Below are 12,065 nucleotides of genomic sequence, written 5' to 3'. Positions count from 1 at the left end.
CGCCGGCGCGGGCGAAAAAAAACCGCCAGACCATCAGGTCGTGGCGGCTCAGTGAGAGGAACTTGATCAAGCGTGCAGCGCGAAATCCATCTGTTTTTCGGTGCGGTTGGGGAAGCGGCCGGCCAGGAAGGGCGTGACGTCCAGCGGCAGCGGCTCGCCGCGCACCAGCCCGTTCAGCATCACCCCGGTGATGGCAGAGGTGAGGATGCCGGTGCGGAAGTGGCCGCAGGCGTTCAGATAGCCTTCGACGCCGTCTTCCGGCCCCAGGATGGGCAGCTCGTCCGGGGTGCCGGGGCGCAGGCCGGCCCAGCAGCGCTTGATGTTGACGTTGGCGAGTTCCGGCACGCAGCGGATCGCGCCCTGCACCAGGCCGTTGATTTCCGGATAGGTGATGGTGGTGTCGTAGCCCTTGTCCTCGGTGGTGCTGCCGATCAGGATCTCGCCGTTGTCCTTCTGCGCGATGTAGCAGTCGCTGGTGGTGATGCAGCCGCGCAAGAGCTTGGGCATCTTCTCGGACAGCACGATCTGGCCCTTGACCGGCTTGACCGGGATGGTGCGGCCGGTGGCCCAGCGCGACAGCTCGGCGGCCCAGGAGCCGCCGGCGTTGATCAGCGTGTGGCACGAGAAGTCGCCGGCCTCGGCGGTGCTCACGCCGGTGACGCGGCTGCCCTGGCGAGTGACGCCGGTGACGTTGACGTTGAAGAACACGTCGACGCCGTTCTGGCGCGCCGCTTCGGTGTAGGCGTCGGTCAGGCGGAACGGGCTGACCTGGTGGTCGCACAGGAATTCCAGCGCGCCTTGCGCCTGGTCGCTGACGTAGGGTTCGTCCGCGCGCAGCTGGGCCCGGTCCAGCCAGCGCACTTCGCTGGCCAGATGCGGAATCTGGGCGGCGATATGCTCGGCGTACAGCTGGTCTTCCTCATCGTAAATGATGTATTTGAGCCCGGTGCGCTCGAACTTGAAGTCCATGCCGTGGTTTTCCATCAGCTCCTGGTGCAGCGTCGGGTACAGCGCGTTGGAGGCCAGCGCGAAGTCGAAGAAGCTTTGCGGCAGGATGTGCGGCGTGGTGGCGTCCACGGCCACCGCCGCGCCGGCCGCGTCGCGCTTGCGTTTGGCCGAAGTCATGCGGAAGAAGATCACGCCGCAGCCCAGGCCCACCGACTCGCCGATCGCCCACAGGCCGCCGGCCGACGCGCGTGAGGCGTTGCCAGGACGCTTGCTGTCGATCAGCGCGATCTTCAGGTCGCGGTTCTTGGATAGCTGGTAGGCGCAGGAGGCGCCGATCACGCCGCCGCCGGCGATCACGATGTCGTATTGCTTGCTCATGTCAAATCTCTTCAGTCTGTTGGGCATCGATTGCGGAGAACGCCGAGAACGGCAGCGGGTCCAGCGGGAAGCGCGGGCGTATCCAGCCCACGTCGCGCTTGCCAGTGTGCTCGCGCAGGCGGTCGCTGCAATAGCCGACGCACATCTTGCCCTGGCAGTCGCCCATGCTGACCCGGGTGCGCATCTTCAGGCTGATCAGGTCGTTGACGCCCTGTTCCAGCGCGGTGTCGATGTCCTGGCGGGTGGCGTGCTCGCAGCGGCAGATCACGGTGTCGCGCGCCGGCAGCGCCAGCTGGCCGCGGCCGCGGCGGGTGAAGCTGTCTATGCCCTTGCGGAAACGCAGGATGGAGGCCAGCTCGTCCAAGCAGGCCTGGCGCCGGCTCAGCGCCTGCGCCTGGTCCAGCTTGCCCAGTTGCAGCAGCATGGACTGCGCGGCGATGCGGCCGGTGACGATGGCGGCGTCGCCGCCGCGCAGGCCGCCGATGTCGCCGGCCAGGTGGACGTTGTCGCGGCTGCTGCGCTGCCAGTCGTCGTTGACCGGCTTCAGGTAGCCGTCGTCGTCGTAGCGGTGCTCCAGGCCCATCTGCTGGGTCAGCTGGGTGCGCGGGATGAAGCCGTAGCCGACGGCCAGCGTCTGCACCTGCAGGCGGCGGCTGCGCGTCAGGTCGGCGTGCCATTCGGCGTCGTACGGCGCGACGGTCACTTCGCCCAGTTCGGCGTCGCCGTGGGCCTCCACCACGCCCCAGCCGTAGTGCAGCGGCACGCCGTGGCGCTTCAGGTAGGCCACCATGCTCAGGCCGTCCAGGAACAGCTGCGGCTGGTTGAGCAGGGCGATCGCCTCCTTGGCCAGGCGGCCGAAGGCGCTGGCCTCGTAGACGCCGGCCACTTCCACGCCGGCGCGGTGCAGCTGGCAGGCGACCAGCGGCAGCAACGGGCCGGTGCCCACCAGCGCGGTGCGGCCCAGCGGCTTGACCACGCCGCTCTTGATCTGCAGCTGCAGGCCGCCCAGCATGATCACGCCGGGTAGGGTCCAGCCGGGGAAGGGCACGCTGCGCTCATGGCAGCCGGCGGCCAGCAGCAGCTGGGAGTAGGGGATGGCTTCGACCTGCTCGTCCGGCGTCAGCGCGAACAGCTCGCCGTCGCCGCCGCCGACGATGCGGGTGTCCAGCCGGATGTCGACGCGGTTGCGGTATTGCTCGAACTCGCGGTGCAGCGCCTGCATGTTCTCGCGATAGCGTTCGCCCAGGTAGTCCAGCACCACGCCCTGGCGCAGAGGGCCGCGGTAGACCACGCCGCCGACGCGGGAGGCTTCATCCAGCAGCACGCTGTCCACGCCGTGGCGGGCCAGTTCCATGGCGGCCGACATGCCGGCCGGGCCGCCGCCGACGATCACCGGTTTCGCGCTCATCTCAGGCCCTCCGTGTTCAGGCGGTTATGGGCCGTTTCCACCTTCATGCCGGGGCTGACCACGGTCTGGCAAGCGCGGCGCTTGTGGCGGCCGTCTATCTTGACCAGGCAGCAATGGCACACGCCCATCCCGCAATAGGAGCCGGCGATCTGCTGGTTGTCGTTGCGGCTGAGCTGGCGCAGGCCGACGGCGCTGAGCACGCTCAGCACGGTTTCGCCGCTGGCGGCTACGACGGGTTGATCGTTGATGTGTATCGTCAGGGTCTGGCCCTGCAATGCCTGGATATCGTGACTGCGATGTAAGGACATGGTGCACCTTGCTGGTTTTGGCTAGCTGGCGGTTTCTTACCGTGAAGCCGGGGTTCCGCCATCGCCCCGGTTCGTGATCGCGATACAGGTTTTGTTCGCTTGTCGGCTCAATGCTTTTCAGATTTGATGCAAATGGACTTGCTTAATGCAAGCAAAGTTCGTTTTAGCATTATGAAACTGCCATTTGTTTAACTCATGTCAATTTTTGAATTTAAACTCTACAAAAATGACAAACAGATAGTCTGTCTGTTACTTTTTTGCCGACTGTATATATGCAGATCCGAACGCGCTTCATGTTCGTTAACCAAGAGGACAAATTCGGACATCGGCGGGAAAAACGGTTATGCCGCCTGGCTTGGGCGGCTACAAACGCTTACACGCCGAAACCTGAATGCTGCTGAATTCATTTCCGGGAGCGGTCAAGCTGTAATCGGCTTTGCAAGGAACTGATTACAGCAGGCCGGACGGCTGAACCGATCCGGCCCGAAATCCAGGAGACGAATGGTGAAAACGACGATTGCCGGCCTCGTCCGGTTGATGCCGCTGGCGGCGGCGTGCGGACTCAGCGCCTGCGTGGTGGCGCCGCCTCGAACGGTGTACCGGCCGGTGACGGTGCAGGTGGAGGCGCCGCGCAGCTGGCGGCCCGCCGAACATCCCTACTATCTGCATGCGATGAGCGATCTGCGCCAGGCGCGCGCTTATCTGGCGCGCCCTGACTATCCGCAGATCGCCGACGACGAGCGCCGCGCGGTGGCCGAGATCGACGCGGCGCTGGGCGAGATGCAGCATGCCGCCATCGAGGACGGCAAGGATCCTTGGCGCTACGAGCAGCCTGATGCTCATATGAGCCCGACCGACCGCTTCCACCGCGCGCTGGCGCTGCTGGACGCCGCGCGCCGCGACGCCGGCCACCAGGAAGACGATCCTTGGGTGCGCGATTTGCAGCGCCGCATCCTGCATCACGTCGACGCCGCCCATCACGCGGTGCAGCAAGCCATCAACGACGCTTTGCGTTGAGCGCCGGGCCGATTTCGATCATACGAGGAGACAATCATGAAACTGCGTGGAATTCTGGCCATTCTGGCGCTGGCCGCCGCCGGCAACGCGATCTGCTGGCCCGTCCGGACTATCCGCGAGTGATGGACGACGAGCGCCGCGCCGTCGATGAAATCAACAAGGCGATGCGCAAGATGCGCGACGCCGCCATTGACGACGGCAAGGACATCTACGACCGCGCTGAGCCGGACGCGCGCTGGCGGCCGGAAGACCGCTTCCACCAGGCTAAGACGCTGCTGGACAAGGCCCGGCAGGATGCCTCCCACCGCGAGGACGATCCCTATCTGCGTTCGCTGCAGCGCGACATCGTCCATCACATCGACGAAGCGCGCCGCGCCATCGACGAGGCGGTGTCGGACGCGCTGCGCTGATCCCGCCTGTCCCGCCGGCGTGTGACGCCGGGTGAGGCTTGCGCTACCATCGTCCGCAGACCAAGTGCGATGGAGTATGCAATGAGCCGAATCCTGGTGCTCTACACCGGTGGTACCATAGGCATGGACCACACCCCCGAAGGCCTGGCCCCCGTGCCGGACCTGCTGCCGCGCCTGCTGCAGCGTTTCGCCCGCCCGGGCCTGGAGTTCGACATCGTCGAATTCGAACAGCTGATCGATTCTTCCGCGCTGACGCCGCGCCAGTGGAACCAGATACTGGACGCGCTGGTTTCCCGCTACCACGACTACGATGGCTTCGTCGTCATCCACGGCACCGACACCATGGCGTATACCGCCGGCGTGCTGGCGTTCGCGTTGCGCGGGCTGGCCAAGCCGGTGGTGCTGACCGGCGCCCAGCTGCCGCTGGTGCATCCGCGCTCCGATGGCTGGAGCAATCTGGCCGATGCGCTGGAGGCGGCCTGTCAGCCCGACCTCAATGAAGTGGCCGTCGCCTTCGACCGCCTGCTGCTGCGCGGCAGCCGCGCCCGCAAGATGGACGTCGAGCGTTTCGCCGGCTTCAACAGCCCCAATGCCGAGCCGCTGGCCGAGTTCGCGATCCACGCGCATTGGCGCAAGGAGCGCTGGCTGAAGCCGGATGGCGAATGGCGGCCTCTGCGGATAAACGAAGACCTGAAGCTGGCGGCTTTGATGCTGACGCCGGGCTACGGCAGCGCGCTGGCGGGGCAGACGCTGCGCGACGGCGGGCTGGACGGTGCCGTCCTGCTGGCTTACGGCAGCGGCAACGCGCCGGCGGATCCCATTCTGCTGCAAGGCATTGCGGCGATGACGGCGCGGGGAGCGCCGGTGCTGACGCTGACCCAGGCGCCCAGCGGCGCGGTGGAGGTGGGCGCGTACGCCGCCAGCCAGCCGCTGGCCCGCGCCGGCGCGCTGCCGGGCGCGGATCTGACGCCGGAGGCCGCGCTGGCCAAGCTGCAGGCGCTGCTGTCGGCGGGGGCGTCCGGCGAAGAGCTGCGCAAGCAGCTGGTCCGCCCGCTGCGCGGCGAAATGACGGTTTGAGTTTCCCCGTTGAAATGAAAGGCTGCCTAAAAAACAGGCAGCCTTTTTTCATGCTTTGCGCTCAGGGACTTGCGCGGCTTGTCCACAACGCTTCCACATGGCTTTGCACCGCGAGTGTGGGAAACCGGCGCGATGGTCCGGCTTTGCGTCCATGGGGTAAGGGCGGCATTTTTGCTTAAAAAATAATCAGACAGCGGCGGGCCATGGAAAATCAGGCGCTTGGGTGACTTGTCCACATGCCGCGCACAGCTTTGTGTACCGGCGTGGGGGATGACTCCAGTCCGCTGGCACGCAAAACTGCCTAAAAAACAGGCGGCGCTGGTTTTTCCTTCCCATACAGCGGCTTGCCGCGACTATCCACAACCGGTCCACACGGCTCTGCACTGGCGGTGGGGAAAAAATATTGAAATGATTAAAAAATAATCAGCGCGGGGAAAGGTCAAGGCATTCAATGCTTTGCGGCTATTGTCCACAGCCGGTTCACAGGGCTGTCCCCGGCGCTTGTGAAAATCCGGGAAACCACGGTCCGTCGGGGTATAATGTCCGGCTTGGCCTGAGCAATGGCCGGCGAGTGCCGGGAAAGACGAATGATGGGGCAGCAAAGGGCCGTTGGGCCTATCCGGGTGGCGATCGTCGGGCCGGAATCCAGCGGCAAGAGCACGCTGGCGCGCGACTGGTCGCGCCGATTGCGAGAGCTGGGCATGAGCGCCGCGTGGGTGGAGGAGTATTCCCGGGCCTATTATGCGGACAGGCCCTATGTGTCCAGCCTCGCCGACATCGAGGCGATCGCCGCCGGGCAACTGGCGGCGGAGAGGCGCGCGGCGGAGGCCGGAGCCGAAATCCTGCTGTGCGACACCACGGCGCTGACTTGCAAGATCTGGGCCGAAGTGGACCATGGGCAGGCGTCGGACGCGCTGCTGGCCCTGTACCGGCCGCGCGATTACGCGCTGACCGTGCTGGCCTGTCCGGACATCCCCTGGGAGCCGGACCCGCTGCGCAGCCACCCCACCCAGCGCGACTGGCTGCTGGAGCTGCACCGGCAGGAGCTGGCGCGGCAGGGCATCGCGGCGGTGGAATTGGCCGGCGCGCATGAGGCGCGGCTGGCGCGGGCGATGGCGGCACTTTTGCCGTTGCTCGCTGCCTAAAAAATGATCGGCCTGAAAATGGATAAGCGAATCAGCGGTTTGCCGCGCTTGTCCACAGCGGCTCCACAATATTGTTCGCCGGCGGCGTGGATAGTCCGGCGAGGCTGCCTAAAAAATGGGCGGCAAAGAAAACATCAGACAGATTAAGGGCTTGGCGGCCTTGTCCACAGGCCGCTCACAAGCCTGTCCAGAACGAGTGTGCAAAACATGAAGGAAACTTACCAACTCTCCGGCGAGTACATCGCGCTGTGCGATCTGCTGAAAGCCTGCAACGTCTGCCATTCCGGCGGCGCGGCCAAGCATTTCATCGCCGAGGGCAATGTGTCGGTCGACGGGCAGGTCGAGCTGCGCAAGACCTGCAAGATCCGCGCCGGCCAGCAGGTCAGCGGCGGCGGCTTCCTGATCGCGGTCGAGGCGGCCTGACATGGAAGACCCCGCCGACATCATGCCGGAGCCGCCGTTCGAGGTAGGCGACGACATGTGCTGCGGCAGCGGCTGCGAACCGTGCATCCTGGATATCCATCAGCAGGAGCTGCGCGCCTACCGCGCGCGGCTGGCCGCCTGGGAGAAACGCCAGGCGGAGCGGCGGGCCGCGGGAGGCGACGATGGCCAATATTGATCTGCATTTCCATTCCAGAACTTCGGACGGCGCGTTGACGCCGACCGAGGTGATAGACCGCGCCGCTGCGCGCGCGCCGTCCTTGCTGGCGCTGACCGACCACGATTGCACCGGCGGCCTGGCCGAGGCCGCGGCCGCTGCCGCACGGCACGGCATCCCCTTCCTCAATGGCGTCGAAATCTCGGCGACCTGGGGCCGGCACACGGTGCACATCGTCGGCCTGGGCATAGATCCGGACGAGCCCGCGCTGGCCGTTGGCTTGAAATCGATACGGGACGGCCGGCTGGAGCGGGCGCGGCTGATGGGGGCTTCGCTCGAGGCGGCCGGCATCGCCGGCTGCTTCGAGGGCGCGATGCGCTGGTGCGACAATCCGGAAATGATCAGCCGCACCCATTTCGCCCGCCATCTGGTGGACAGCGGCGCGGTCAAGGACGTGCGCACCGTGTTCCGCAAATACCTGACGCCGGGCAAGCCGGGTTACGTCGCGCACGAATGGGCCAGCCTGGCGGATGCCGTCGGCTGGATCGTCGGCGCCGGCGGCATGGCGGCGATCGCCCATCCCGGCCGCTACGATATGGGCAAGACGCTGATCGAGCGGCTGATCCTGGACTTCCAGGCCGCCGGCGGCCAGGGCATCGAGGTGGCTTGCGGCAGCCACAGTCTGGACGACATGCACAAGTTCGCGCTGCACGCCAACCGCCACGGGCTTTACGCCAGCAGCGGCAGCGATTTCCACGCGCCGGGCGAGGGCGGGCGCGACGTCGGCCATACCGAGGACTTGCCGCCCATCTGCAAGCCGATCTGGCGCGAGCTGGAAGCGCGCGTTATCCGGGCGTAGTCCCGGAACTCAAGAGGGATGGTATGAAAAGCGTTCATGGTGACGTCTGTTGCGTAGCGTATATGGCTACCAGTCTGGATGGTTATATTGCCCGGGAAGATGGCGGCTTGGAGTGGCTGAACCTGGTGGCTCTTGAGGGCGAGGATTATGGCTATAGCGCTTTTATGGCGACGGTGGATGCGCTGGTGATGGGGCGCGGCACGTTCGCCAAAGTGATGGGCTTTGCCGAGTGGCCATATCCTTGCGTGAAAGTCGTGGTGGCCAGCTCCAGTTTGAGCGAGGCTGACTTGCCAGCGGCGCTGCGCGACAAGGTGACGGTGAGCGCTGACGCGCCGGCTGAGCTTGCGGCAAGGCTTGCAGCAGATGGGGCGCGCTGCGTGTATGTTGATGGCGGACGCTTGGTCACGTCTTTTTTGGCGGCGGGAGTGTTGAACCGAGTCATCATTAGCCGAGTGCCTATCCTTTTGGGCGGCGGCATTCCCCTGTTTGGCAGCTTCGGGCGCGAGGTGGCGTTGCAACATCAGTCCACTCGCGCTTTTGCCAGCGGGCTGGTGCAGAGCGATTATCTGATCAATAGCAGTGGCCGTACTGAAACACGGCTTTGAAGCGACGGTAAACATGGCTCAGTTTTTTATCATTCACCCCGACAATCCCCAGGCCAGGCTGATCCGCGAGGCGGTGAAGATCCTGCGCGAGGGCGGGGTGATCGCCTATCCCACCGATTCCTGTTACGCGCTGGGCTGCGCGCTCGGCGACAAGCAGGCGATGGAGCGGATCCTGGACATCCGCGGCGTGGACCTGAAGCAGCGGATGATGACACTGGTGTGCCACGATCTGTCCGAGCTGGCCAACTACGCCAAGGTGGACAACCGCCAGTACCGGCTGCTGAAGAGCGCCACGCCGGGCAGCTACACCTTCATCCTGCAGGGCACGCGGGAGGTGCCGCGCCGCACGCTGCACCCCAAGCGGGCCACCATCGGCCTGCGCGTGCCCGATCACAAGGTGGTGCTGGCCTTGTTGGAAGAGCTGGGCGGACCCATCTTGTCCTGTACCCTGATGCTGCCGGGCGACGACGCGCCGATTTCCGATCCTTATGAAATCCGCGAGCGGCTGGAGCACCAGGTGGACGCCGTCGTCGATGGCGGCTGGTGCGGCACCGAGCCGACCACCGTGATCGACATGACCGACGGCGTGGAACTGGTTCGCGAGGGCAAGGGCGCGCTCGCGCCGTTCGGTTTTTGATTCATTTTTCGTCTGTTAGGAAATCATGCAGGAACTCTCTTTGATCCAGACGCTGGCGGTGTCGATATTGCCGGTGCTGTTCGCCATCACCATGCCCGCCGGCGCCCAGGCCTTCATGGCCGACCGCCTGGGCGACCGCACCGCCTACATGACCGGGCGGCGCACCTTCAGTCCCTTCGCCCACATCGATCCCATCGGCTCCATCGTGCTGCCGATGATAGGCGTGGCGATGGGCGGCTTCATCATCGGCTGGCCCAAGTCGCTGCAGCTGAATCCGGGCGCGATGCGCAAGCCGCGCACCGCCCTGGCCAAGGTGGCGGTGGTCACCCCGCTGGCCAATCTGGTCATGGCGCTGTTGTGGGCCGGCGCGATCGCCGCCTCCGCCTACGCGCCGGACTATTTCCGCGCGCCGCTGCAATGGATGGGGCTGATCGGCATCAAGGTCAATGTGGCGCTGATGATCTTCACGCTGATTCCGCTGCCGCCGCTGCCGGGCGGCGTCATCCTGCAGTCGCTGCTGCCGTCGCGCGCGGCCTGGCAGTTTTCCAAGGTGGAGCCTTACAGCTTCTGGATCCTGCTGCTGCTGATGTTCACCGGCGTGCTGGGCGGCTTGCTGATGCCGCTGCTCAAATTGGTCAACATGCTGATTCTGAGCCTGGTTCTGTAGCGGCGCGATTGCGGCCGGATTTGCCAAATCCGCGCGGGGCTGTCATGTTGATAACGTGGCGGAGCGCGGAGAACGGACATGTTCGACCCCAATCAGCTGGTGCAGCAAGTCACGATTTATGCGTTGCCGGTATTGCTGGCCATCACCTTGCACGAAGCGGCGCACGCTTACGCCGCGCGCCGCTTCGGCGACGACACCGCCTATCTGCAGGGGCGGATGACGCTGAATCCCTTCAAGCACATCGATCCGATAGGCACGGTGCTGCTGCCGCTGTTGACCATCTGGCTGGGCAGCTTCGTGTTCGGCTGGGCCAAGCCGGTGCCGGTCAACTTCAACGCTTTGCGCAAGCCGCGCCAGAACATGCGCTGGGTGGCGGCGGCCGGGCCGCTGGCCAATCTGGCGATGATGCTGGCCTGGGTGGCTTTGCTGAAACTGGCGTTGGGCATGGACGGCGCCTATCGCGATCCGCTGATGCTGATGAGCAAGGCGGGCATCAGCATCAACATCTCGCTGATGCTGCTCAATCTGCTGCCCATCCTGCCGCTGGACGGCGGCCGCATCGTCTATAGCCTGCTGCCGCCCGGCATCGCCTGGCGCTACGCGCAGACCGAGACCTGGGGCATGTGGCTGCTGCTGATCCTGATGGCCAGCGGCCTGTTGGGCGTCATCCTGCAGCCGCTGTATGTCTTGATGTATCATCTGCTGCAATTGTTTTTCTAGAACCCTGAGCGGGCCTGGCCGCCGGATGGAGCCGGCGGCTTTTCATTTCCCGCGCAACCGAGAGCATAACAATATGTCCGCCAACCGCATTCTCTCCGGCATGCGCCCCACCGGCAGCTTGCACCTTGGCCACTATCACGGCGTGATCAAGAACTGGGTGGAGCTGCAGCACAGCCACGAATGCTTCTTCATGGTGGCCGACTGGCACGCGCTGACCACCAACTTCGACGATGTGTCCATCATCGGCAAGTCCATCAATGAGATGGTGATCGACTGGCTGGCCTCCGGCGTCGATCCGGAAAAGTCCACCGTGTTCGTCCAGTCCAAGGTGCCGCAGCACGCGGAACTGCATCTGGCGCTGTCGATGGTGACGCCGCTGGGCTGGCTGGAGCGGGTGCCGACCTACAAGGACCAGATGGAGAAGCTGAGCCACAAGGATCTGACCACCTACGGCTTCCTCGGCTACCCGTTGCTGCAGGCGGCCGACATTCTGGTGTACAAGGCCGGGCTGGTGCCGGTGGGCGAGGACCAGGTGCCGCACATCGAGCTGACGCGCGAAGTGGCGCGCCGCTTCAATCACATGTTCGGCCGCGAACCCAACTTCGAAGAGCTGGCGAAGGCCGCGGCGAAGAAAATCGGCAAGGCCGGCAAGCTGTTCGAGCAGCTGCGCAACCGCTATCTGCAGGACGGCGAAGTGGAAGCGCTGATGCAGGCGCGCGATATTCTGGCGGCCAGCCAGAATCTGGGCGCCGCCGATCGCGAGCGCCTGTACGGCTGGCTGGAGAACAAGGGCAAGATCATCCTGCCGGAGTGCGAGGCCAAGCTGACCGCCGCGTCCAAGATGCCGGGCCTGGATGGCCAGAAGATGTCCAAGTCCTACGGCAACACCATCACCATGCGCGAAGCGCCGGAGACGGTGAGCAAGAAGATCCGCGGCATGCCGACCGATCCGGCCCGCGTGCGCCGCACCGATCCGGGCACGCCGTCCAAGTGTCCGGTGTGGCAGCTGCACGAGGTGTACAGCGACGGCGAGACCAAAGAGTGGGTGAAGGCCGGCTGTACCACCGCCGGCATCGGCTGCCTTGACTGCAAGCAGCCGGTGATCGACGCCGTGGTGCGCGAGCAGCAGCCGATGTTCGAGCGCGCGGAAAAATACCTGAGCAATCCGAAGCTGGTGTCCGAAATCCTCGCCGACGGCAATGCCCGCGCCGAGAAGGTGGCGCGCGAGACGATGAACGACGTGCGCGCCGCGCTGGGTCTGGGCTATTGACGCCGATCCGCCTCCGGC

The 12,065-nt window shown here is 65.2% G+C and carries 15 protein-coding genes; 12 read left to right on the top strand and 3 right to left on the bottom strand.

All coding sequences use genetic code 11. The annotated features are described in order from the left end of the window. Window positions 1-66: 66 nt before the first annotated feature. The 3 genes from hcnC to VA599_RS09795 are packed head-to-tail and all read right to left on the bottom strand — an operon-like array spanning window position 67 to window position 3,042. The gene (gene hcnC, locus VA599_RS09805) at window positions 67-1,326 is read right to left on the bottom strand and encodes a cyanide-forming glycine dehydrogenase subunit HcnC (RefSeq protein ID WP_346788425.1); all 1,260 of its coding nucleotides are present in this window, start codon (window positions 1,324-1,326) and stop codon (window positions 67-69) included. A 1-nt stretch (window position 1,327) separates the two neighbouring features. Next, window positions 1,328-2,734 (bottom strand): FAD/NAD(P)-dependent oxidoreductase, encoded by a 1,407-nt coding sequence (locus VA599_RS09800; RefSeq protein ID WP_346788424.1) that lies wholly within the window; start codon window positions 2,732-2,734, stop codon window positions 1,328-1,330. After that, entirely contained in the window at window positions 2,731-3,042 is a 312-nt protein-coding gene (locus tag VA599_RS09795) for a (2Fe-2S)-binding protein (RefSeq protein WP_031296427.1), read from the bottom strand. The genes VA599_RS09800 and VA599_RS09795 overlap by 4 nt, the downstream gene beginning before the upstream one ends. Before the next feature lie 504 nt (window positions 3,043-3,546). Here VA599_RS09795 and VA599_RS09790 point away from each other — a divergent pair. The 12 genes from VA599_RS09790 to VA599_RS09735 all read left to right on the top strand — a co-directional run bounded on the left by VA599_RS09790 (window position 3,547) and on the right by VA599_RS09735 (window position 12,047). Continuing rightward, the gene (locus VA599_RS09790) at window positions 3,547-4,059 is read left to right on the top strand and encodes a hypothetical protein (RefSeq protein ID WP_346788423.1); all 513 of its coding nucleotides are present in this window, start codon (window positions 3,547-3,549) and stop codon (window positions 4,057-4,059) included. Between the two features lie 119 nt (window positions 4,060-4,178). Then, entirely contained in the window at window positions 4,179-4,469 is a 291-nt protein-coding gene (locus tag VA599_RS09785) for a hypothetical protein (RefSeq protein WP_346788422.1), read from the top strand. Window positions 4,470-4,550: 81 nt separating this feature from the next. Continuing rightward, window positions 4,551-5,546 carry an asparaginase gene (locus VA599_RS09780; protein ID WP_346788420.1) on the top strand — a complete coding sequence of 332 codons (996 nt, stop codon included), beginning with the start codon at window positions 4,551-4,553 and terminating at the stop codon, window positions 5,544-5,546. Between the two features lie 587 nt (window positions 5,547-6,133). Beyond that, window positions 6,134-6,691 carry an AAA family ATPase gene (locus VA599_RS09775; protein ID WP_346788419.1) on the top strand — a complete coding sequence of 186 codons (558 nt, stop codon included), beginning with the start codon at window positions 6,134-6,136 and terminating at the stop codon, window positions 6,689-6,691. A gap of 207 nt (window positions 6,692-6,898) precedes the next feature. Continuing rightward, entirely contained in the window at window positions 6,899-7,114 is a 216-nt protein-coding gene (locus VA599_RS09770) for an RNA-binding S4 domain-containing protein (protein WP_346788418.1), read from the top strand. A 1-nt stretch (window position 7,115) separates the two neighbouring features. Further along, window positions 7,116-7,310 (top strand): oxidoreductase-like domain-containing protein, encoded by a 195-nt coding sequence (locus VA599_RS09765; RefSeq protein WP_021477287.1) that lies wholly within the window; start codon window positions 7,116-7,118, stop codon window positions 7,308-7,310. After that, entirely contained in the window at window positions 7,297-8,148 is an 852-nt protein-coding gene (locus VA599_RS09760) for a 3',5'-nucleoside bisphosphate phosphatase (protein ID WP_346788417.1), read from the top strand. Before VA599_RS09765 ends, VA599_RS09760 begins: the two co-directional genes overlap by 14 nt. 62 nt (window positions 8,149-8,210) lie before the next feature. Next, window positions 8,211-8,753 carry a dihydrofolate reductase family protein gene (locus VA599_RS09755; protein WP_346788416.1) on the top strand — a complete coding sequence of 181 codons (543 nt, stop codon included), beginning with the start codon at window positions 8,211-8,213 and terminating at the stop codon, window positions 8,751-8,753. A gap of 13 nt (window positions 8,754-8,766) precedes the next feature. Next, window positions 8,767-9,390, top strand: coding sequence for an L-threonylcarbamoyladenylate synthase (locus tag VA599_RS09750; RefSeq protein ID WP_346788415.1), 624 nt, complete (start codon window positions 8,767-8,769; stop codon window positions 9,388-9,390). Between the two features lie 25 nt (window positions 9,391-9,415). Then, window positions 9,416-10,057, top strand: coding sequence for a site-2 protease family protein (locus tag VA599_RS09745; RefSeq protein ID WP_021477284.1), 642 nt, complete (start codon window positions 9,416-9,418; stop codon window positions 10,055-10,057). Window positions 10,058-10,135: 78 nt separating this feature from the next. After that, on the top strand, window positions 10,136-10,777 hold the full coding sequence (locus VA599_RS09740) for a site-2 protease family protein (protein WP_346788414.1): 642 nt from the start codon (window positions 10,136-10,138) through the stop codon (window positions 10,775-10,777). 73 nt (window positions 10,778-10,850) lie between these two features. Then, window positions 10,851-12,047, top strand: a complete 1,197-nt coding sequence (locus tag VA599_RS09735) for a tryptophan--tRNA ligase (protein ID WP_104946697.1) — start codon at window positions 10,851-10,853, stop codon at window positions 12,045-12,047. Window positions 12,048-12,065 lie beyond the last annotated feature (18 nt).

This window comes from Chromobacterium indicum (assembly GCF_039708975.1).
GTDB classification, from domain to species: domain Bacteria; phylum Pseudomonadota; class Gammaproteobacteria; order Burkholderiales; family Chromobacteriaceae; genus Chromobacterium; species Chromobacterium piscinae.
The sequence above is the reverse complement of the archived record's forward strand: the minus strand, read 5'-3'. Positions and strand labels throughout refer to the sequence as shown.

Excerpts from the sequence above, each read along its gene's own strand:
- VA599_RS09800 (WP_346788424.1), bottom strand. The coding sequence starts at position 2,734 with ATGAGCGCGAAACCGGTGATCGTCGGCGGCGGCCCGGCCGGCATGTCG.
- VA599_RS09735 (WP_104946697.1), top strand. The coding sequence starts at position 10,851 with ATGTCCGCCAACCGCATTCTCTCCGGCATGCGCCCCACCGGCAGCTTG.
- VA599_RS09795 (WP_031296427.1), bottom strand. The coding sequence starts at position 3,042 with ATGTCCTTACATCGCAGTCACGATATCCAGGCATTGCAGGGCCAGACC.
- VA599_RS09755 (WP_346788416.1), top strand. The coding sequence starts at position 8,211 with ATGGCTACCAGTCTGGATGGTTATATTGCCCGGGAAGATGGCGGCTTG.
- hcnC (WP_346788425.1), bottom strand. The coding sequence starts at position 1,326 with ATGAGCAAGCAATACGACATCGTGATCGCCGGCGGCGGCGTGATCGGC.
- VA599_RS09775 (WP_346788419.1), top strand. The coding sequence starts at position 6,134 with ATGATGGGGCAGCAAAGGGCCGTTGGGCCTATCCGGGTGGCGATCGTC.
- VA599_RS09765 (WP_021477287.1), top strand. The coding sequence starts at position 7,116 with ATGGAAGACCCCGCCGACATCATGCCGGAGCCGCCGTTCGAGGTAGGC.
- VA599_RS09780 (WP_346788420.1), top strand. The coding sequence starts at position 4,551 with ATGAGCCGAATCCTGGTGCTCTACACCGGTGGTACCATAGGCATGGAC.
- VA599_RS09750 (WP_346788415.1), top strand. The coding sequence starts at position 8,767 with ATGGCTCAGTTTTTTATCATTCACCCCGACAATCCCCAGGCCAGGCTG.
- VA599_RS09760 (WP_346788417.1), top strand. The coding sequence starts at position 7,297 with ATGGCCAATATTGATCTGCATTTCCATTCCAGAACTTCGGACGGCGCG.
- VA599_RS09740 (WP_346788414.1), top strand. The coding sequence starts at position 10,136 with ATGTTCGACCCCAATCAGCTGGTGCAGCAAGTCACGATTTATGCGTTG.
- VA599_RS09745 (WP_021477284.1), top strand. The coding sequence starts at position 9,416 with ATGCAGGAACTCTCTTTGATCCAGACGCTGGCGGTGTCGATATTGCCG.
- VA599_RS09770 (WP_346788418.1), top strand. The coding sequence starts at position 6,899 with ATGAAGGAAACTTACCAACTCTCCGGCGAGTACATCGCGCTGTGCGAT.